Raw genomic sequence first — 22,395 nt, 5'->3', positions numbered from 1 at the left:
CAAGGTCCAGCAGGAATAAATGGATTAGATGGAGCTACAGGCCCGATGGGTCCACAAGGTCCAGCAGGAATAAATGGACTAGATGGAGCAACAGGTCCAATGGGTCCACAAGGTCCAATGGGTTTATCAGGAGTTCCTACAGCATTTACATTTCTTTCTAAAACAACAAACTATACGATCACTTCTAGTGATATTTTAAACAATGTATATTTAAAAAACACCAGTAATTCGTTAATTACAATTACACTTCCGAGTGCTAGTATAGCTGGATCTGGTAAGATGATTTATATTACAAGTACATCAACTAGTTTATACCAATCTATAAATGTATTGAGTAATGGTGTCGATACTATATATGGTTTTTATAGCAATACAACAGGAACTATGAATATATCAACAATGACTTCTTCTAACATAGGTTGGATTCAATTGGTTAGTGATGGAACAAGTTGGAATATTTTAGGAATGTATTGGTAATCTTTAAATCTTTTGTTTTATTTAACGTATAAAGTTTTTATAACATAAGATTGGCTATTTTGATTAGAATTTAAAGATTCAAAATAATTAAACACAAAAAAGCTACAATTCATATGAGTTGTAGCTTTTTTAATTTATGCTATTTTAAAAAATTAGTACTTTCCACTCAACAACTCACCGCCAATAGCTGATTTAGTTTCGATTCCCAATTTTTTCATCATTTCATAAGTCGTACAAACCGCTGCTGAAGTCACAGGAATACCACATTCTGCTTGAATTAAATCAATCGCTTCTAATGATGGCATTTGCACACAAGCCGAAGCTACTAAAACGTCGACATCCGTTAAATCCAATTGTTTGTAGATTTCTAATAGATTCATTGGATTCTGAGCAGCAACTTCTAAATTGTCAGGAATTTCTAAAGCGATACTTTGTTTTACTTTGATACCTTGATTTTCGATATAATCTACTACCATATCAGTTAATGGACGCATATAAGGCGTAATAATCGAAATTTGTTTTGCTCCTAAAACTTTCAAACCATTAATCAAAGCTCCAGCAGAAGTTACAATTGGAGTAGGGAAGTCATTTGCCACCGTTTCTTGGTGTAAATTCACTTCCGATACGCAATGATAACCGCGTCCCATACTCATAATCGCTACTAAACATGCATAACCCATAACGTCAACATGAGCATCAGAAAGTTCTTGAGCACATTTTAAACTCATGGCATCCATGGCTTCAAGTTCTTCTTTCGTTACTTTTTTCATGCGCATTCTACTGCTATGAAACGTAAAACGTTCTGGTAAAATGGTTTCACGAGAGCGGAAAATTGCAGGTATTTCGGTTTCCATCGTTACGTTGGATGATGGAACTATTTGGCCTATTCTGTATTTCATTTTTATTTTATTTTGGAACGCGGATAAAACGGATTGCTTACGCAAACGCGAATAAACGCAGATTTTATTTTTGGTACACAGATTGAAAAAAATTTAATAATTACTTAAATTTCTTAAATCTGTGTTCCTTATAATTATATTTCTTTAATTGTATTTACTATTGTACCAATTCCTTCTACTGTTGCCTCAACTACATCTCCATCGTACATCCATTCTTGAGGATCGCGACCTGCGCCAACACCTGCTGGAGTTCCCGTTGCGATAATGTCACCAGGCTCTAAAGTAAAAACGGTACTTAAATCTTCAATCAAATCGTTGATGTTGAAAAGCATGAATTTGGTATTTGAATTTTGTTTTTCAACACCATTTACTTTCAATGATAAATTTAAGTTGTGTGGATTTTCGATTTCGTCTTTTGTAACGATAACTGGGCCCATTGGAGCGAAAGTATCTTGTCCTTTAGAAACAATCCATTGGCCTTCACGACGACAATCACGTGCTGAAATATCGTTAATTACCGTGTAACCAAAAACATAATCTAATGCTTCAGATTTAGGTACGTATTTCCCTTTCTTAGAGATGATTACCGCTAATTCACATTCCCAATCCAATTGCGAAGTTAACTTAGTGTTTTTAATGATTTCTGTATTCGTTGCTGTAACGGTTGTTGGTGGTTTTGAAAAGATAATCGGTTTGGTTGGGAGTTTTCCAGTTGTATCTAACGTACGAGCACTTTCAGCTACGTGTTCTGTATAGTTTAACCCAATTCCAATGATGTTTTTTCTTGGTTTTTCGATTGGAGCTAAAATGGTTACTTCATTCATTTCATAAGCGATTTCTTCAAAGAAATTCTCAGGAGTTTCGGCAATCATTTCTGTTATTTCTGGAATAATTTCAAATCCCATATCAATTAATTCTAACATGTCATTAGGTAATGGAAAATTGGAAACATCTCCAAAATCTTGCATATCGATGACTTGGTTGTTATGAATGAAGCCTAATCGTGGCTCGGTGTCTTGTGTTTTGTATGTAAGTAGTTTCATATTCTTTATTTAAACGCAAAGAGCGCTAAGTTTTACGCAAAGTTCGCAAAGTTTTAATTGTTATTGATTTTTGTCCCGAAATTTCGGGATTGATATTGTTATTGAATTTCTTGATGTCCGTTGCTTTCTGTTAATTCTCTTCCTTGATATAATCCTAAACCTTCAATTACTGGTAAATCGTTGAAATTGAAAAGGCAAGCATCTTCGGTTTCGGATAGGTTATGAAGTTCGTGCCAAGCCCAACTAGGAACACAGAAAATATCGCGCTCTTTCCAATCGAAGCGTTTTCCGTTGATGATGGTGTAGCCTTTTCCTTTGGCACATTGGTAAACGAAAGAACCCGTGTGTTTGTGTGCTTTTCCTTTGAACCCTGCTGGTAATAATTGCATCGCTGCTCCCATAGTTTGCATTACGTGTCCTCCAGTTAACGGATTTGAATATTGCATAAAAATCCCATCAAAAGGATTAACTTCATTTACTTTCTGAGCTTCTAATAAAGCTGGATAAACGTTTTTCCAAGAATATTTGAATAATGGAGAATAAGGTTTATCCCAAGTTTTATCTGCTGGAATCAATCCTGCACAACCATAAGTAATAGGCGAGAAGTTTAATGGTTTTACCAATTCTTGCTTGCCATCATAAACCGCATAATCATTCGCTTCTAAAGCATTGACTAATGGAATATCCAAACCATCTTGCCAAATACAAGTTTTTCCACCTTCTTCTACACCATGTTCGTGCCAAGTGGAATTTGGAGTAATGACAAAATCATTTACTTCTAACATGATTTTATTACCATCCACAACCGTATATCCTTTTTCACCTTCCATAATAAAACGTAGGGCAGAAGCACGATGACGATGTGCTGAAGTAAATTCACCTGGACGTGTAACTTGAATACCGGTATATAACCAACCTACAGCGGCTGAAACGTCTTTTCTTTTATCATTGACCAAATATACAACGCGTCTTCCAGCTTGTTCTGGTGTTACTAGTTCGGATGATTTTAGCACTAAATCGCGCAAATCGTCATATTTCCATAACATAGGAACAGAGGTAGAGCGTGGTTCCCATGGTTCAATCTCATTAGCGACTGTCCATAAAGCGCCAGCACCTAGGGTTTCTAATTCTTTATAGTATGCCTTAAGTTCATCAGAGTCTTGAACTCGAGCTCTTCCGTAAACATCGTCTGAATAGTTGTTTTCTTCCATAATCTTATATTTTAAATTGGTGACTTCGAGAGCCTCAGTCACCAATTATTTATCTTTTATTAAACTCTTCGTGATTATCAATAAATGTGATTTTTCGAGTTGGAGCTGTGTTTACTCGTAAATCGAAAATATCAAATCGATTGTAATGTCCTAAAATATCGTGCATTTGCTTTGGTTGAATACATTTTGCTAAATCAATTTCGGCATATACCATTCCTTCTTCATCGATTAATGGTTGCCCAATAACAGCTCCATTGGGACCAATAAATCCAGAGAAAGCAGAACTTTTTCTATCCAATAATTCATCTATATTCGGGACATCAGCTCGTAAAGCGTCTTTTATTTCTTGCGAAACAGTCGAACAAGAAACAATTGTAAATAATTTTCCTTCAAACGAATGTGCAGCGGCACGAATTTTAATTGCTTCCGCCATATCGTAATCTGGTGGCGCTACTGGAAGTGAAATATAATTCGCAATATGAATTAATTCGCCTTGAGAAAGTAGCGTAAAGCGAGCTAATGTATTCGTGTTTTCGCCACAAGCTAAGGTTCCGATTGGACCGATTTCTGTATTATAGACTTTTAAAGAAGAGCCATCACCTGAAGACCAGGTAAGTTTTTCGGCCCATGTTGGGACTAATTTTCTGTGTTTTCCAACGATAACGCCTTTATTGTCGATAATTAAATTCGTATTATAAATTTCACCATAGCTTTTACCTCGCTCGTTGATTCCCATCACAATATGAATGTCGTTGTCTTTGGCAGCTAAGCAAAGTTTCTTGATTTCTGGACCTGCTACGTCAACCGATTTTTTATATAATTCTTCATACCATTTACTGCCTTGAACAGGCGTCATAATCCAATTCCAATACGGATATCCAGCGATAAAAACCTCTGGAAAAGCGATTAATTTGGCTCCGTTATTGCTGGCTTCTTTAATGAAAGAAATAGCTTTATCCACTGTTTTTTCTACATTTAGAAATACAGGTGACGTTTGAACGGTGGCGGCTTTGAATTTTTTGAATTCCATTTGTGAATTGTTTTTTGGAACACAGATTGTAGAAATTATTAAAATTTATATAATTTATTGAATCTGTGTTCCTAGTTTTATAATTCGTATTGCTTTATTTTATTCTTCATTTCTTCTGTGAAAGGTTCGGCTTTGATGCCGTTTCTTTCTGGATTGAACGCTACGTTTACTAAAGTAACTTCGCCTTCTAAAACTGTGTTTTCTAATTCATTTACAAACTGAAATCCGCAAAGTATTGACGAGTTTTTTAGTTCTTTTACCCAAAGTTTTTTGGTTAAGATTTCGCCTAATCTTGCGGCATTTTTGAATTGAATTTTTAAATCAACCGTTGGAATACCATTGGTTTCGTGCATTTTTGAAAAAGGACGATCTAAGGCTTCTTCAAACCAATCTTCTACTAAACAGTTTAGCATTTCTAAAAATCGGGGATAGAAGACAATTCCAGCATAATCAACATGTTGGAAGCGTACTTTTTCTTGTTTTATGAATTGATTCATTTTGTTTACTATATAAATTATGAGATTCCTCCTTACGTCGGAATGACAAGATTGTGTATGTTTTTTTTCTAATTACTATTTTCTAATCACTTCAACTTAAACCGTTGTATTTTCCCTGTCTCCGTTTTTGGTAAACATTCCACAAAATTAATGACTCTTGGGTATTTATAAGGAGCAGCTACTTCTTTGAACCAGTGTTGAATACGATTCTTCATTACATCTGTTGCTTTAGTATTATCGTGCAATACAATATGAGCACAAACTAACATTCCTCGTTCTTCATCAGGTAAACCTACTACAGCACATTCTAATATATCTTCGTGGGTTAAAAGTACGGATTCTACTTCAATTGCCGCGATATTATAGCCCGAAGAAATAATCATATCATCACCACGTGCTACAAAATGGAAATAGCCTTCTTCGTCTTGACGGAAAATATCGCCTGTGATGTTCCAACCGTTTTCTACGTATTCGCGTTGCTTGTCTTCTCGATTTAGATATTTACAACCTGTAATTCCTCGAACGGCTAATCTTCCGGCTTCGTTTCTTGGTAATTCGTTGTCTTTTTTGTCTATGATTTTAGCTTCATAACCGGTGATGGCTTTTCCGGTAGCTCCTGGTTTCATGTTTTCTTCATTAGACGAAATAAAAATATGCAGCATTTCGGTAGCACCGATTCCATCAATGATTTTTAAACCTGTAGCATCATACCAATCTTGCCAGACTTTTAAAGGTAAGGTTTCGCCTGCAGATACACATTTTCTCAAACTCGAAATATCGTAATCCTGAACTTTTGTGGTGATGATTCGCCAAGCGGTAGGAGCAGTGAAGCAAATCGTTATTTTAAAATCTTGAATCGCTTTTAATAATAAATCTGGACTCGGTTTTTCAATTAGAAATGTGGAAGCTCCGAAATACATTGGAAACAAAACCAATCCGCCTAAACCAAAAGTAAATCCTAATGGTGGGCTTCCAGTGAAAATATCGTTTTGCGTTGGTTGTAAAGAATAATTTGGAAACGCTTCACAAATATTCAAAATATCTTTGTGATAATGCGCTGTCATTTTAGGTAAACCCGTTGTTCCAGAAGTGAAACCAATTAAAGCAACAGAATCGGATTTTGAATGATAATTATCGAAAGTTTTAGGCTTAGAAGCCATTAATTCTTCCAATTGCGAGTTTCCATAAAAACAGGTTTGTTTTAAGAAATCGGATTTTACTAAATGGATTTCTTCTTCCAATTCCTTATCGCAGAATACATGTGAAATTTCAGCACAATCAATAATGGTTGTTAATTCTTTGGAACGAAGCAATGGCATGGTTGCTACAACAATTCCGCCCGCTTTTAAAATTGCGAACCAACACGCGACCATCATCGGATTATTTGCTGAACGAATCAAAACACGATTGCCTGATTTCAATCCTAAATCATCCACTAAAACATGTGCAATTTGATTGGCTTTTTCAAACAAATCTTGGTATGTCCAAGTTTCTTCAAACGTGCGAATGCAACTATTATTTCCACGACCTTCTCGAATATGATTATCTAGCAATTTATCTACACAATTCAACATTTCAGGATGCTGGAATTGTGGTAAATCCGAAAAGGTGTATTCTGGTTGTAATTCCAGAGATGGTAAGCTATTGTGAGCGAAATTATCCTTCATTAATTACGAATTTTAAATTACGAATTACGTAACGTTTTTTGAATAGAACCAATTATTCTAAGTAACTCATCAACATCTTTAAGTAAGCTGTCTGCTTCTTCAATTGATAAATAATCAGTATCTTTTAATAATCTAATCCAATAATGTGTTTCTCTTGCTTCTTTATAGGATATGGTTAATTTGGCGAAAAAATCTTTTCCTGATTGTCCACCAATAGCTTCTTCAATATTAGCACCAATAGAAGTTCCACATCTTAGAAGTTGTTTGCTTAAAACAAACTCTTTTTTCTGTTCAGATAAATATTTAAAAACCTTAATTATTCGAACCGCAAACGCGTAACTTTTTATTTGAACAACGTTATCATTTTTCATAATTCGTAATTTCTAATTCGTAATTATTTACTTCTTATTACTTTTAGGTTTTAATGCTTTTTTCATTCCTTCCATTTGTTTTCTTTCCGAAGCTTTTAGTGGATACAAATGCGAAACACCCATTTTGTATTGATTTGGAATATCGTTTGCTTGAAATTGCTCGTATGCTTGAGCATTTCTCACGAAATTAGCATCTAACAATAAAGGTCTTCCTAAAGCGACTAAATCGGCTCTTCCGTTTAAAAGAATCGTGTTGATTTGGTCAATATCTTGAATGTATCCAGCGGTTATAGTTGGAATATGAACTGTATTTCGAACCGAATCTGAAAAAGGAGTTTGCCACATTCTACCTGTCAGAGGTTTTTGACCTGCTACTGTATTTCCTGTTGAAACATTAATAATGTCAGCTCCAGCATTTTTGAAAGCGGTTGCAATGGTAATTACTTCTTGTTCCGAAATTCCGTTTTCTGCCCAATCGGTTGCTGAAATTCGCACTGAAATTGGTTTATCCGTTGGAAATACTTCACGAATCGCTTTAAAAACTTCTAATGGATATTTTAAACGGTTTTCTATGCTTCCACCAAATTCATCCGTGCGAATGTTAGTCAATGGCGACAAGAAAGAAGCTAACAAAAATCCATGATGCGCTTGTAATTCAATCATATCAAATCCTGCTTCGTCTGCATTTTTTGCTGCTTGAATGAATTGTGATTTGATTTCCGCCATATCTTTCAAAGTCATTTCCTTTGGAGTCGCAAAATTGTCATTAAATGGAATAGGAGATGCTGAAATTAAATTCCAAGGCGTTTCCATTGGTCCGTTGCCTTCCCAAGGTTTTTTAGTAGCACCTTTTCGTCCCGAATGGCCTAATTGAATTCCTATTTTAGTAGAAGTATTATCGTGAATGAAATCGGTAATTTTTTTCCATTGGTTCAATTGTTCGAAATTGTAAATTCCTGCACAACCTTCTGTGATTCTTCCGGTTTCAGAAATGGCGGTCATTTCTGTAATGATTAAACCTACACCACCAGTAGCGCGACTTCCGTAATGTACTAAATGCCAATCAGAAACTAAGCCGTCACTTGCGGAATATTGTCCCATTGGAGCCATAACGATGCGGTTTGGGAGTTCTAGTTGTCTAATTTTGAAAGGAGTGAAGGCAGCGCTTTTGCCTTCGAGAACCTCAGGCAACGCATTTTTATTTGAACTGTTGGCTGAGGCACTCGAAGTCAATTGTTCTTGATAAAATTCTTTCAATACTTTATCTGTAAACGAACTATCTCTCAAACGTAAATTTTCATACGTTACTTTTTTCGAACGTGTCATGCATCCAAATGCAAATTGTTGGAACGGATTTTGCATGTGACGATCCATATTTTCGAACCAATCTAAAGAAACTACGGCGGCATACTGAATCATTTCTACCGTATTTCTTCGGGTTTTATCGTATTGTTCGAAAGCGGCTTGCACGTTTTTTGGATTTGCAATTACAGCATCTGATAATCCGATAGCACAATCCATTGCTAATTTAGTTCCTGAACCAATAGAGTAGTGGGCTGTAGCTTTGGCATCTCCAAGTAAAACAATATTGTTGTGATACCAATTTTCATTCGTAACATGCGGAAATTGGCGCCAATGCGATTTATTAGATATCAGTGGATGTCCGTCTAATTCTTCTTTGAAAATTTCTGCGATTTTAGCCATTGTATCGGCTTCATTGGTCACTTCAAAACCGTGATTTTGCCAAGTTTCATCACTACACTCAAAAATCCATGTACTCATGCCTTCTTCATATTGATAGGTGTGAGCAACAATAGTTCCGTGAGGCGTACTTCTAAAGAAATAAGTAAAAGCATCTAATGGTTTTGTGGAACCCAACCAAACAAAACGGTTTTTCTTTAATTCGATTTTGGTTCCGAATTCTTTTTGGTATTGCGTTCTAATAGCACTAGCAATTCCATCAGAAGCTAAAATTATATCTGAATCTGAAAATTGCGATAAATCATCAACATTTTGTTCGAAATGCAGATTTACTCCTTCTTCAATACAACGTTGTTGTAATAATTGTAATAATGTTTTACGAGAACAACCACAAAAGCCATTTCCTGCAATGCTTACTTCTTCGCCATCACGGGCGACGATAATATCATCCCAATACGCAAATTTGCTACGAATTAATTCATAAGACTGCATGTCGCGCTTTAGGAACTCTCCTAAGGTTTCGTCTGAAAACACAACGCCAAATCCAAAACTATCGTCGGGTTTATTGCGTTCGTAAATATCGATTTGGCAATGAGGCATTGCTTTTTTGGTTAATATCGAAAAGTAAAGTCCGCCTGGACCACCACCTATAACTGTTATTTTCATGTTTTTAATTGATAATTAACAATGGATAATTGATAATTAGTTATTGTCTTTTGATTGAGAAAATTTCTCCTAATTTACTGTAATTGGAACCTGCTAAACGGGCAACAGGTTTGTATGTGTCTAAATTGATTCTGTGATTTTCCAATAAAATAGAATCATCAATATGCATCGTTATTATTTTACCAATGATAATACAAGCGCCACCATTTTGATGATTTTCGATAAAATAATGATGTACCATTTCGCACTCAAAATGCACCAAGCTTTCTTTTACTCGTTTTGGTTTGATATAAATTGAATCAATAGGAGTAACACTTGCTAATTCAAATTCATCAACATCAGAAGCTACACTTTGAGAAGTGGTATTCATCTGTTCTACAACTTCTTCGGTAACTAAGTTAACTACGAATTGTTTGTTTTCTAATATATTATTTAAGGTGTCTTTGTTTTTGTTTCCAGTTCGAACGGTGGAAAACATCACGTGTGGTGGATCTTCGCTCACCACATTAAAGAAAGAAAAAGGAGCAAGGTTGTTGATTCCTTCTGTATCAATTGTTGAAATCCAACCTATTGGTCTTGGAATAACAGTACCTGTTAAGAGCTTGTATAAAGCGGAAGATTCTGTATTATTAATATCGAATTGCATGGTTTTGTGTTGTTTCTACAAATTAAATAAAATAACTATACTTTTTCACAACAAAAATGGATTTTTTTTCATTTTATCAAAATTAAAAATGTAGTGATTTTGAGCTAAAATTATACTATTCATAATTTTAAAACCTAAAAATTGAAAGAAGTAAAAAAATGATTTAAAATTTTTACGATATTATTTTTTGTATATTTTGCAAAATTAGTATATTTATGCAAAAATTATATATATGGAGATTTTATCCTGTCCAAAATGTCAAAGTGACAATATTGTAAAAAGTGGCATCATCAAAGATAGACAGCGCTATTTATGTAAATCGTGCAATTATTACTTTACTGTCAATAAATTAGGAAAAAAGATAGATGATTACTATGTAACTAAGGCTTTGCAATTGTATTTAGAAGGCTTAAGTTTTAGAGAAATCGAGCGTATTATTGGTGTTTCGCACGTATCTATTAGTAATTGGGTGAAAGAGTTTAAAATCAAGAAACCACCACATCCTAATTATCATCCTACTTATAAGATTTTTAAGCATAATGAGCTCGTTGAATTCCTTCAAAATAAAGACCAATTGTCTGGTGCCGGTATGATTATTACAGAGCTTGGAGATAAGTTTATGCTCATAAAATGGGAGCGTTTTAAAGATTAACTATACTCTTTAACAAAAATATATATTGTAATTTTTTTCATTAACATATTTTTAGAATTTGGTCATGCAGAAATGCACAACTAACCAAAACTTAAATTATGAAAAAATTACTAACTATTTCAGGATTATTGCTATCTCTGCTAGTATCTGCTCAGGGTTCGCCTGATTACGGTGGAGGTTTAAAATTCAATTTAAATCCAGAAGGAACCAAATACATGCGTTTTATTGCATGGAATCAAGTTTGGCTTCGTTCAACCGATTTGAATCCGGGTTCGATGATTGGAGACGAATCTGTTTCTAGTCATGAAGACGCAGGCTTACGTCGTTTGCGATTATTAGCTTATGCACAAATTTCTCCTCGTTATATGATTTTGACTCATATAGGGATAAACAATCAAACTTTTATTAATGGAGGTGCTTCAGGTTCGGCTGGAACTGGTGGCTATGGAGCTGGAAAAAAACCAGGTTTATTCTTTCATGATGCATGGAATGAATATGCTGTAGTTTTACCTAAAGAATCAAAACCCTTTAGTTTGTCAGTAGGAGCTGGATTGCATTATTATATGGGATTATCTCGTATGACAATGTCATCTACTTTAAATTATTTAACTGTTGATGCACCAATTTTCAACTGGCCTTTGATTGAGAATTCAGATCAGTTTGCTAGACAAATTGGAATTTTTGCTAAAGGAAAATACAACAAATTCGAATATCGTTTTAGTATCAATAAACCTTTTGCAACAAATCAAACACCAACAAATGTTACCGATGCGAGTATTGCAAAAGCTGTTGATAATAACAATACTACACAGTGGTCTAAAGCAGGTTATGTGGAATATCAATTCTTTGATAAAGAAGCTAACTTTTTGCCTTATAAAGTGGGAACTTATTTAGGAACTAAAAAGATGTTCAATATTGGAGCTGGTTTTTATAATGCACCAAAAGGAACCCAAACTTCTGTAAATGGTGTAATTAAAGAACATGCTATTAGTTTATTTGCTGGAGATGTTTTCTTAGATATGCCAATTGGTGCTAAAGAGAAAAAAATGGCAATTACCGCTTACAGTGTTTTCTATAATTATGATTTCGGACCTAATTATTTAAGAAACCTTGGAATTATGAACGAAGGAGTAATGGATCCTACTTTTACAGGTTCACCAGCATTAGCGGGAGCAGGAAATTTACAACCAATGGTAGGAACAGGAAATATTTGGTATACACAAGCGGGTGTTTTATTACCAAATAAAAACGAAAAACCAAAAGTGAGAATTCAGCCATTTGGAGCGTATACTTATAAAAACTTTGATGCTTTAGAAAAAGCAAGTAGCCAATTTGATTTAGGTGCTAACTTTTTCTTAGATGGTCACCATGCCAAAATTACTGCACAATATTCAACACGTCCAGTTTACACAGCAGTTGACAAAATTGATAAATACAAAGGTGAATTCATCATACAATTACAAATCTATTTATAACAAACTAATACAATTAAATTATGAGCGATAACAAATCATCAAAAGGAATCTGGAAAGTTATTTCGGCTTCCTCTATGGGAACAATGATTGAATGGTATGACTTCTACATTTTTGGAAGTTTAGCAGTAGTTTTATCTACTAAATTTTTCCCTTCTGACAATCCAACAGCGGCTTTCTTATCAACATTAGCAACATTTGCTGCAGGTTTCGTAGTGCGTCCGTTTGGAGCCCTTTTCTTTGGTAGATTAGGAGATTTAATTGGAAGAAAGTATACTTTCATGGTAACTTTAATGTTAATGGGAGGAGCTACTTTTGTAATTGGTTGTATTCCAAGTTTTGAAACAATTGGCTATGCAGCACCTGTTTTAGTATTGATTCTTCGTTTACTTCAAGGTTTAGCTCTTGGTGGTGAATATGGTGGAGCCGCAACTTATGTAGCCGAACACGCTCCAAAAAACGAAAAAGGATATTGGACTTCATGGATTCAAACTACAGCAACTGTAGGTTTATTTATTTCCTTAATGGTAATCTTACTTACTAAAGGATTAATGTCTAAAGAAGCGTTTGATGAGTGGGGTTGGAGAGTACCGTTTTGGGTTTCTATTGTTATGGTTTATGTTTCGTTCTTGATTCGTAAAAATATGCACGAATCTCCAGCTTTCGCGAAAGCAAAATCGGAAGGAAAAACATCTACAAATCCATTAAAAGAGAGTTTTGGAAATAAATTCAATTTAAAATTTGTTCTTTTAGCTTTATTTGGTGCTACAATGGGACAAGGTGTTGTTTGGTATACAGGACAATTTTATGCCATGAACTTCTTAAAAACGGTTCAAAGTATTGATTCTTCTCAAGTAGATACATTATTAGGAATTGCGCTTTTATTAGGAACTCCATTCTTTGTTGTATTTGGATGGTTAAGTGATAAAGTAGGAAGAAAAGTAATTATGATGAGTGGTATGTTGATTGCTATTTTAGCGTATCGACCAATTTACAGAGCCATGTATGCTTCAACAGATTTAGCTTTAAAAACAGAAATTGTCGAGCAAACTAAAGTAGTTCCTTCTTTAAAAGAAATTGATGATACTAAAATGGATTCCATCTACACTACAACTAAAGCTTATACTGATGGAACAACCGTAGAGGAAATCAAGACTATCCATTTTGAAAGTGGAAAAGTAATGGTAGATGATAAAGGGAAAGACAGAGTGGAAACAAAAGTGACCAAAATGATTAACAATAGCGATAAATGGTTTTTAGTGTTAATGGTTTTCATTCAGGTGATTTTTGTAACAATGGTTTATGGTCCAATTGCGGCATTCCTTGTAGAAATGTTCCCGGTTAAGATTAGATATACGTCAATGTCGTTGCCATATCACGTAGGAAATGGTATATTTGGTGGATTACTTCCAGCTATTTCAACCTATTTCGTTACCACAGCTAAAGATGCCGGTGATGTTGAGTTTTATTTAGAAGGACTTTGGTATCCAATTGGAATAGCAGCTATATGTTTCGTTATTGGAATGATTTACATTGATAGAAAAATTAATACACTTCACGACTAAAAAATAATAATCATGAACACAGTAAAAAAATATTTAGGAATCGTTTGGATAGCACTTGCAATTGCAATAGCCTATTTTTCGATTGGAATTTTTGGAGGAAAGTTAACTTCAGGAAAACAAGATGATTTAGTTTTTGGAATTATTGTTTTCTTTATACTTTTACCAATGGTTGTTACCGGATTAACTATTTTTGGATGGTATGCAATCACGGACGAATATGAAGATTAATTAAAAAAAATATAATTAACTTAGAAGCTCTTATTTTACATAAGGGCTTTTAGGTTTTATAAATATGAATAAAAGATGAAAAAAAGACATCAACAAAAATTGGTTGTTTTATCGTTGTTACTGTTATTGGTATTGAACTTACCAATCGTTTTACTATTTGACAGTGCTGATAATATATTAGGATTTCCAGTAATCTACATTTATATTTTTTCGATTTGGTTGTTTTCAGTTTTAATGTCTTGGATTGTAGTACAACGTTATTATGAATAGTGCGATTCTTTTACTTATTTTATTAGGCTACTTGGGTATTCTTTTTTTTATTGCGCATTGGGCAGAGAAAAAAGAAAACATCAAATGGACCAATAATTCGTATATCTATTCTTTATCATTAGCGGTTTATTGTACCGCTTGGACGTATTATGGAAGTATCGGAGTAGCAGCAAATTCAGGTTTAGGCTATTTACCCATTTATATTGGACCCATCATTATTATTCCCGCTTGGATTATTATTTTAAAGAAGATTATTCGTATTTCTAGAGTAAATAAAATTTCAAGTATTGCCGATTTTATTTCACTTCGTTATGGTAATAGTCGTTTCTTAGGTGCAATTGTAACAGTAGTTTGTATTTCTGGAATTTTGCCTTACATCGCGTTACAATTAAAAGCAATTTCGGAAACCTTTCACATCGTAACCCAAACCAATACAAGTTCTTATATTTTTGATGATACTACAACTTATGTTGCTATCGCTTTAGCCTTATTTGCTTCTTATTACGGAACACGTTATGTAGATGCTTCAGAAAAACGAAAAGGAATTGTAACAGCTGTTGCTTTGGAAAGTGTGTTGAAATTAGTTTTCTTCCTAATCGTTGGAGTTTACGTAACATTCTTTGTTTTTGATGGTTATGATGATATCTATGCGAAAGCTTCAATTTTAGAAAACTTCAAAGAAAAAAACACCATTGGCGGATTAGAACAAGGATTAAATTGGTTCTTTTTGAGTATGGTTTCACTTTTTGCTATTTTCTTATTGCCAAGACAATTTCAAATGTCTGTGGTAGAAAATAACAGAGAACGTCATATTAAAACGGCGATTTGGTTATTTCCTTTATACTTATTATTGTTTAATCTTTTTGTCTATCCAATTGCTTGGGGCGGAAATGTATTATTTGATGGAAAAAATGTCAATGCCGACACGTATTCTCTTTTAATTCCGCAGTTTTTTGATAATCAAACACTAACAGTTTTAGTTTTCCTAGGCGGATTTTCAGCAGCAATATCCATGATTGTTGTTTCAAGCATCAGTTTGTCTACTATGTTGAGTAACAACTTGTTAATTCCTTATACTTTCTTAGGTAAATTAAAAAACGAAGAACAAATCATCAACAACAAAAAGATTGTCAACATTCGTAAAATCGGAATCTTTTCATTAATTATCGCGGCATATTTCATTTACCGATTCTTCGCATTAGATTATAGTTTGGTTTCTATCGGATTGATTTCGTTTGTTATTATTGCCCAATTAGCGCCAGCATTTTTCGGAGCCATTTTCTGGAGAAGAGGTTCAAGATTAGGCGCTATTTACGGCATTTTAATCGGATTTATTATTTGCTTATACACACTTTTAATTCCTTATTCAATTGGGTTAACCAATGGCGAAAGTTCTTTTATTTCAGAAGGTTTTATGAAAATTGGTTTATTAAAACCGTTCCAACTTTTCGGATTAGATTATTTGCAACCTGTTCCGCATGCTTTGTTTTGGAGTATGTTATTCAATGCGCTGACTTATTTCGCGGTTTCAGTTAGTTTTAAAGGAAATTATCGCGAACGAAATTATGCCGAAATGTATGTGGATATTGATAAATACAGCACCAATCACGAGAATGCATTCGTTTGGAAAGGAACCGCTTACACACGCGATATCGAAAAAGTTTTAATTCGATTTTTAGGTGAAGAACGTACCAAACGTGCTATGAATATTTTCAATGTGAAGTACAACGTCGATAAAGATCAAGAATTGGCTGATGCGAGATTAGTAAAATTCGCAGAGAATTTATTAACGGGTCATATTGGAACAGCTTCCGCACGAATTCTGATTTCTAGTGTAGTGAAAGAAGAAAAAGTTACTTTACCTGAAGTTTTGAAAATTCTTGAAGAATCAAAAGAAAACATCAACATTAATAAAAAATTGACGGAAACTTCAAACCAATTGCAAAAAATCACTTCCGAATTACAAAAAGCCAATGAAACACTAGTTCGAAAAGATATTCAAAAAGATGAATTTTTAGACACCGTAACACACGAACTTCGTACGCCAATCACCGCTATTCGTGCTGCGAGTGAAATTTTACATGACGATGATGAAATTCCAGAAGAACTTCGAAAACAGTTTTTACAAAATATCATTTCTGAATCTGACCGATTAAATCGTTTGATTGATAAAATTTTAGATTTAGAGAAATTCGAAACCGGAAAACAAACCATTCATCCCACACAAAACAACTTAATTGCAACGATTGAACATTCGATTGAACCACTAAAACAGTTAATTAAGAATAGAAATATCAGTGTTTATGTCGAAAGTAAAGACACGGTTATGGCTTATTATGACGAAGATAGAATCATTCAAGTAGTGACTAATTTACTATCAAATGCCATTAAATTCTGTCCCGAAACCGATGGTTTAATCACCATTCAAGTCAAAAAGAAGGATAATTTTATAGAAACATCAGTTCAAGACAATGGAAAAGGTATCAATCCTAACGATTTTGACGTTATATTTGACAAATTTTATCAAGCGTCCAATCAGAATTTCAAAAAACCTGTTGGTAGCGGATTAGGATTGGCAATTTGCAAACAAATTATAGAACATCACAAAGGTAAAATTTGGGTACAACCAAGTGTAAAAGGCGCTTGTATTGTATTCACTTTACCCGTTAAAAATATTGAAAATTAAGAGAAAATGAAGAAGATTTTAATAGTAGACGACGAACCCAACATCGTAATGACACTTGAATACACCTTCAAGAAAAGCAATTACGAAGTTTTTATAGCGCGCGACGGACAAGAAGCTTTAGATATTTTAAAAACCAATTTCCCTGATGTGATTATTTTAGATATCATGATGCCAATGGTAGATGGTTTTGCCACTTTAGAACAAATCAGAAAAGATGCTAATTTACAACACACAAAAGTCATGTTCTTATCTGCAAAAAACAAAGAAAGCGATATTGAAAAAGGATTAGAATTAGGTGCCGATGCTTACATGACAAAGCCGTTTTCGATTAAGAAAGTGGTGGAAAAAGTGGAGGAGTTATTATCATAAAATTTGGGCGTTACCACAAGGGTCGGGCTTTTCGCACTCGCTTTAATTAAAATCCTAAGGTATTTTAAATAAGAGCTCAAACAATTGCTACAATCCCTAACGCAAACCAGCTTTCAATTAGAAATTCTGTTTCCTCTTATTTCTATGTTCTAATTTCTATTTCTATCTATACCTATTTAGCAATATTAATTTATTTGGCATTATTTTATTTTTTACATTTACTAAAGAAAATAAATTACATAAATTGAATAATACAAATGAATTATTGCGATATTTATAATAAAAGTATTAGTTCTTCTGAAGAATTCTGGAAGGAACAAGCAAATCAATTAGAATGGTATAATTTACCTTCTAACATTTTATCAACCGATAAAAATGGTTATCCTTTATGGTTTGCTGATGGAAATTTAAATGCTTGCTACCTTGCAGTTGATAAACACATTCAAGATGGCTATGGCGAACAAGTTGCTATCATCTACGATTCACCTGTAACTCAAACTGTTAAAAAGTATACATTTAACGAAGTTAAAACCGAAGTAGCCAGATTGGCTGGCGGATTATTGTCATTAGGTTTAAAAAAAGGCGATACCGCTGTAATTTACATGCCAATGATTCCTCAAGCGGCATTCGCTATGTTAGCTTGCGCACGAATAGGAGTAACGCATTCCGTAGTTTTTGGAGGTTTTGCACCTCATGAATTAGCCATTCGTATTGATGATTGTGAACCAAAAGCTATTATTACTGCTTCATCAGGAATAGAAATAGATAGATTAATCGCCTACAAACCTTTAGTAGATGAAGCAATAGAATTAGCGAATCACAAACCTGAAAAAGTCGTGGTTTTCAATAGAAAATTAGGAGCAAGAGTTCCATTTAAAAAATACGATGTCGATTATGATGCATTGGTTTATGGTTCGGAAGAGACGCCATGTGTTCCTGTAAATTCGACACATCCTTTATACATTCTATACACTTCTGGAACAACTGGAAAACCAAAAGGAATCGTCAGAGATACAGGTGGTTATGCTACCGCACTTAAATTTTCAATGCAACATATTTACGATGCAAAAGAAGGTGATGTTTTTTGGGCTGCTTCTGATGTGGGTTGGGTTGTAGGACATAGTTATATAGTTTACGGACCATTAATTAACAGAAACACAACTGTTTTATTCGAAGGAAAACCAATCCGAACTCCTGATGCCAGTACGTTTTGGCGTGTTATTGCGGAGCACAAAGTAAATGTTATGTTTACCGCTCCAACAGCGATTCGTGCTATTAAAAAAGAAGATCCAAACGGCGAATTTATCAAACAATATGATTTGAGCAGCTTGCGAATTCAATTCTTAGCAGGAGAACGTTGTGATGTAGCGACTTTAGAGTGGTATCGTGAACATATTCCAGTTCCAGCTATCGACCATTGGTGGCAAACAGAATCAGGCTGGCCGATGATAGCTAACATGATGGGAGTGGAGTATTTACCAATAAAACCTGGGTCAGCCGGAAAAGCTGTGACAGGTTATGATATCCGAATTTTTGGAGAAAACGGACAAGAGTTAGGTCCAAACGAAGAAGGTTATGTAGTTATCAAATTACCATTGCCTCCAGGAACTTTATTAGACTTATGGAAAGATAACGAACGTTTCAAAGCAGGATATTTGAATAAATTTCCAGGTTATTATTTCTCTGGGGATGGCGGATTTAAAGATTCGGACGATTATATATACATTACAGGTCGAGTAGATGATGTCATCAACGTAGCAGGTCACCGACTATCTACTGCTGAAATGGAAGAAATTGTGGCATCTCATCATTCTGTTGCTGAGTGTGCAGTAATCGGTATTAATGACGAGTTGAAAGGTCAAATTCCGTTAGCATTAGTAGTAGCAAAATCAGGTGAAGATATTGAGCATTTCCAATTGCAACATGAAGTAGTGCATTTGGTTCGTGAACAAATTGGAGCCGTAGCTTCATTGCGTGATGTAGTTGTAGTGAATCGTCTACCAAAAACACGTTCTGGAAAAATTCTTAGAAAAATGATGCGTAGCATAGCAGATGGAGAACAATTTCAAATCCCATCTACTATTGATGATGAAGCAATTATCGATGAAATCAGAGACGTTTTAGAACATGCTAAAATTGGTTGTTTTAAATAAGTGCACGCGGATAATACAGATTTGTACAACAAAACGCTGATATACACAGATTTCTTATGTTAACTAAATAAAGTGCAACGGCTAAATATGTGTTTATCTTAAATCTATGTGCCTATGTGTTTAATTTTTTAAGAATATATTGTATATAGTAATTTAGCAAGAAATTATAAAATTCTTAAAACAGATTGGTTATCTTTACATTATCAATTAAAAATAAAGCTAAAAAATGAGTTATTATAAAATTAAAGATTTAGAGAATTACTTTAAAATGTATAAGAAATCGGTGCGCGAACCAAGAAAATTTTGGGATCGTATTGCCGATGAGAATTTTACTTGGTATCAAAAATGGGACAAAGTTTTCGAATTTGATATGCAAGAAGCAGAATTCAAATGGTTTTTAAATGCGAAAGTAAATATCACTAAAAACTGTATCGACAGACATTTAGCAAAACGTGGTGATAAAACTGCTATTATTTTTGAACCAAATGATCCTAACGAAGCAGCGCAACATATTTCGTACAATGAATTATATGTTAGAGTTTCAAAATTAGCAAACGTACTTCGTGAGCAAGGCATCAAAAAAGGGGATAGAGTCTGTATTTATTTACCAATGATTCCAGAATTAGCCGTAGCGGTTTTAGCTTGTGCTAGAATTGGTGCTATACATTCAGTTGTATTTGCTGGTTTTTCATCTTCTGCCGTTGCAGCTCGTATTAATGATAGCGAATGTAAAATGGTCATTACTTCTGACGGAAGTTACCGCGGAAATAAAGCCATTGATTTAAAAGGAATAGTAGATGAAGCTTTAGATAAATGTCCATCTGTTGAAACTGTTTTGGTTGTTAAAAGAACCAATACGGAAGTCAACATGAAAGAAGGAAGAGATTTATGGTTACAACCTTTAATGGATGCTGCTGTTGGAAATAATGTAGCTGAAATTATGGATGCGGAAGATCCTTTGTTTATTCTATATACTTCAGGTTCTACTGGAAAACCTAAAGGAATGGTGCATTCGACTGCAGGTTATATGGTTTACACCGCTTACACTTTTAAAAATGTATTCAATTACGAAGAAAATGATGTTTATTGGTGTACGGCTGATATAGGTTGGATTACAGGTCATTCCTATATTTTATATGGACCACTTTTAAATGGTGCAACAACTGTAATTTTTGAAGGAGTTCCATCATATCCAGATTTTAGTAGATTTTGGGAAGTAATTGAAAAACATAATGTTACACAATTCTATACCGCACCAACAGCAATTCGTGCTTTAGCAAAAGAAAGTTTAGATTATGTGCAACGTTTTCCATTAAGTTCTTTAAAAGTTATCGGTTCCGTAGGTGAGCCTATTAATGAGGAAGCTTGGCACTGGTACAACGACCACGTAGGAGGGAAACGTTGTCCTTTAGTAGATACGTGGTGGCAAACCGAAACTGGAGGAATTATGATTTCACCAATTCCATTTGTAACACCTACAAAACCAACTTACGCTTCGTTACCATTACCTGGAATTCAACCCGTTTTAATGGATGAATTGCGTAATGAAATTGAAGGAAATCAAGTAACCGGTGCATTGTGTGTTAAATTTCCTTGGCCTTCAATGGCTAGAACTATTTGGGGCGATCACCAACGTTATAAAGAAACGTATTTCACTGCTTTTCCAGGAAAATATTTCACAGGAGACGGTGCTTTACGCGATGAAGTAGGATATTACAGAATTACGGGTAGAGTAGATGATGTTATTATTGTTTCTGGTCATAACTTAGGAACGGCTCCAATTGAAGATGCAATCAACGAACACCCAGCGGTTGCAGAAAGTGCTATTGTAGGTTTCCCTCATGATATCAAAGGAAATGCATTGTATGGCTTCATTATTTTGAAGGAAACTGGTGAAGGACGTGATAGAGTTAATTTAGCAAAAGAGATTAATCAATTGATTTCTGATCAAATTGGTCCGATTGCGAAATTAGATAAAATTCAGTTTGTAAGTGGTTTACCAAAAACACGTTCGGGTAAAATCATGCGTAGAATATTAAGAAAGATTGCTGAAGGAGATTTCTCTAATTTTGGAGATATTTCCACTTTATTGAATCCTGAAATAGTGGAAGAAATTAAAAACGGCAAGCTCTAGTTTTTTAGTTTTATTGGTTAAAAACTGCTTCAGAAATGGAGCAGTTTTTTTATATTTCTAATTTCTTTTTCAATTTTAAGAAAAGTAATGCAGTAATAAAAGCATCACCACTTGCCGTGTGTCTATCAGATTTTTTAATTTTATAAATATCGCATAATTCATCTAACGAACTTTGTTGTTCTTGTGGTAATGATTTTAATTTTTGATACATAACGTCGGTATCCATCGCTTGATTTTCTAATTTTCCTACATTTAAACGATCTAATGCTTGATTAATCATTTCGATATCAAAATCTATGTGATGTCCAACTAAAGTGGCGTCTTTTATAAAATCTAAAAAGCGAATTATAGCTTCTGCTTCAACTACTTTTTCTTCCTTTCCTTCTTTTAAAATACCATGTAGAGTAACAGTCTCCGGATTAAAAATATCTTGTTGTAAAAATATTTCCATAAAATCACCAACGATAATTTGGTTGTTCTTTATGGCTACTGCTCCGATAGATAAAATTCTATCTGTTTTATAATCCAAACCTGTTGTTTCACAATCAAAAACTACAAAACGCTGCTCTTTACTTTGATTTTCATCGAAGTAACTCAGATAGGTTTCCCAAAATTTAGGATAATCTTTAACTATTTTTTTGAACCAATTTAAAGCCAT

General features: G+C 34.2%; 20 protein-coding genes. 10 read left to right on the top strand and 10 right to left on the bottom strand.

Translation table 11 applies throughout. The annotated features are described in order from the left end of the window. On the top strand, positions 1–477 hold a 477-nt coding region (locus BP92_RS17425), incomplete at its 5' end, for a collagen-like triple helix repeat-containing protein (RefSeq protein WP_026725876.1). 152 nt (positions 478–629) lie between these two features. Here BP92_RS17425 and BP92_RS0109610 read toward each other — a convergent pair. The 9 genes from BP92_RS0109610 to BP92_RS0109570 all read right to left on the bottom strand — a co-directional run bounded on the left by BP92_RS0109610 (position 630) and on the right by BP92_RS0109570 (position 10,208). Further along, positions 630–1,376 (bottom strand): maleate cis-trans isomerase family protein, encoded by a 747-nt coding sequence (locus BP92_RS0109610; protein ID WP_035693229.1) that lies wholly within the window; start codon positions 1,374–1,376, stop codon positions 630–632. A gap of 134 nt (positions 1,377–1,510) precedes the next feature. Beyond that, positions 1,511–2,419, bottom strand: coding sequence for a fumarylacetoacetate hydrolase family protein (locus tag BP92_RS0109605; RefSeq protein WP_026725874.1), 909 nt, complete (start codon positions 2,417–2,419; stop codon positions 1,511–1,513). A gap of 98 nt (positions 2,420–2,517) precedes the next feature. Further along, positions 2,518–3,630 carry a cupin domain-containing protein gene (locus BP92_RS0109600; protein ID WP_026725873.1) on the bottom strand — a complete coding sequence of 371 codons (1,113 nt, stop codon included), beginning with the start codon at positions 3,628–3,630 and terminating at the stop codon, positions 2,518–2,520. A gap of 49 nt (positions 3,631–3,679) precedes the next feature. Further along, a complete protein-coding gene (locus BP92_RS0109595) occupies positions 3,680–4,660 on the bottom strand; it encodes a carbon-nitrogen hydrolase family protein (RefSeq protein WP_026725872.1) in 981 nt (326 codons plus the stop codon). A gap of 77 nt (positions 4,661–4,737) precedes the next feature. Then, the gene (locus BP92_RS0109590) at positions 4,738–5,157 is read right to left on the bottom strand and encodes an acyl-CoA thioesterase (protein WP_026725871.1); all 420 of its coding nucleotides are present in this window, start codon (positions 5,155–5,157) and stop codon (positions 4,738–4,740) included. Between the two features lie 86 nt (positions 5,158–5,243). Beyond that, the gene (locus BP92_RS0109585) at positions 5,244–6,824 is read right to left on the bottom strand and encodes an AMP-binding protein (protein WP_026725870.1); all 1,581 of its coding nucleotides are present in this window, start codon (positions 6,822–6,824) and stop codon (positions 5,244–5,246) included. A 17-nt stretch (positions 6,825–6,841) separates the two neighbouring features. After that, positions 6,842–7,195 (bottom strand): four helix bundle protein, encoded by a 354-nt coding sequence (locus BP92_RS0109580; protein WP_026725869.1) that lies wholly within the window; start codon positions 7,193–7,195, stop codon positions 6,842–6,844. 27 nt (positions 7,196–7,222) lie between these two features. Continuing rightward, a complete protein-coding gene (locus tag BP92_RS0109575; RefSeq protein ID WP_026725868.1) occupies positions 7,223–9,562 on the bottom strand; it encodes an oxidoreductase in 2,340 nt (779 codons plus the stop codon). A 40-nt stretch (positions 9,563–9,602) separates the two neighbouring features. Continuing rightward, on the bottom strand, positions 9,603–10,208 hold the full coding sequence (locus tag BP92_RS0109570) for a flavin reductase family protein (protein ID WP_026725867.1): 606 nt from the start codon (positions 10,206–10,208) through the stop codon (positions 9,603–9,605). 232 nt (positions 10,209–10,440) lie between these two features. Here BP92_RS0109570 and BP92_RS0109565 point away from each other — a divergent pair, with 232 nt between their 5' ends. The 9 genes from BP92_RS0109565 to acs all read left to right on the top strand — a co-directional run bounded on the left by BP92_RS0109565 (position 10,441) and on the right by acs (position 21,737). Beyond that, positions 10,441–10,860, top strand: a complete 420-nt coding sequence (locus BP92_RS0109565) for an IS1/IS1595 family N-terminal zinc-binding domain-containing protein (RefSeq protein ID WP_026725866.1) — start codon at positions 10,441–10,443, stop codon at positions 10,858–10,860. Positions 10,861–10,958: 98 nt separating this feature from the next. Continuing rightward, the gene (locus BP92_RS0109560; RefSeq protein ID WP_026725865.1) at positions 10,959–12,335 is read left to right on the top strand and encodes a hypothetical protein; all 1,377 of its coding nucleotides are present in this window, start codon (positions 10,959–10,961) and stop codon (positions 12,333–12,335) included. A gap of 20 nt (positions 12,336–12,355) precedes the next feature. Next, positions 12,356–13,897 (top strand): MFS transporter, encoded by a 1,542-nt coding sequence (locus BP92_RS0109555; RefSeq protein WP_026725864.1) that lies wholly within the window; start codon positions 12,356–12,358, stop codon positions 13,895–13,897. A gap of 12 nt (positions 13,898–13,909) precedes the next feature. Beyond that, complete coding sequence (locus BP92_RS0109550) at positions 13,910–14,125, top strand: DUF6814 family protein (protein ID WP_026725863.1); 216 nt, start codon at positions 13,910–13,912, stop codon at positions 14,123–14,125. A gap of 75 nt (positions 14,126–14,200) precedes the next feature. After that, entirely contained in the window at positions 14,201–14,395 is a 195-nt protein-coding gene (locus BP92_RS0109545; RefSeq protein ID WP_026725862.1) for a hypothetical protein, read from the top strand. Continuing rightward, positions 14,388–17,081, top strand: a complete 2,694-nt coding sequence (locus BP92_RS0109540; RefSeq protein ID WP_026725861.1) for an ATP-binding protein — start codon at positions 14,388–14,390, stop codon at positions 17,079–17,081. The genes BP92_RS0109545 and BP92_RS0109540 overlap by 8 nt, the downstream gene beginning before the upstream one ends. Before the next feature lie 6 nt (positions 17,082–17,087). Next, entirely contained in the window at positions 17,088–17,450 is a 363-nt protein-coding gene (locus BP92_RS0109535) for a response regulator transcription factor (protein ID WP_026725860.1), read from the top strand. A 257-nt stretch (positions 17,451–17,707) separates the two neighbouring features. Then, positions 17,708–19,603, top strand: a complete 1,896-nt coding sequence (locus BP92_RS0109530; protein WP_026725859.1) for an acetate--CoA ligase — start codon at positions 17,708–17,710, stop codon at positions 19,601–19,603. Between the two features lie 226 nt (positions 19,604–19,829). Beyond that, the gene (gene acs / locus BP92_RS0109525; protein WP_026725858.1) at positions 19,830–21,737 is read left to right on the top strand and encodes an acetate--CoA ligase; all 1,908 of its coding nucleotides are present in this window, start codon (positions 19,830–19,832) and stop codon (positions 21,735–21,737) included. Positions 21,738–21,786: 49 nt separating this feature from the next. Here acs and BP92_RS0109520 read toward each other — a convergent pair whose 3' ends face one another. Continuing rightward, entirely contained in the window at positions 21,787–22,395 is a 609-nt protein-coding gene (locus tag BP92_RS0109520; RefSeq protein WP_026725857.1) for a 3'-5' exonuclease, read from the bottom strand.

This window comes from Flavobacterium sasangense DSM 21067, assembly GCF_000686885.1.
GTDB lineage: Bacteria > Bacteroidota > Bacteroidia > Flavobacteriales > Flavobacteriaceae > Flavobacterium > Flavobacterium sasangense.
Note: the sequence above shows the minus strand (reverse complement) of the source record. Positions and strands in the feature narration are given on the sequence as shown.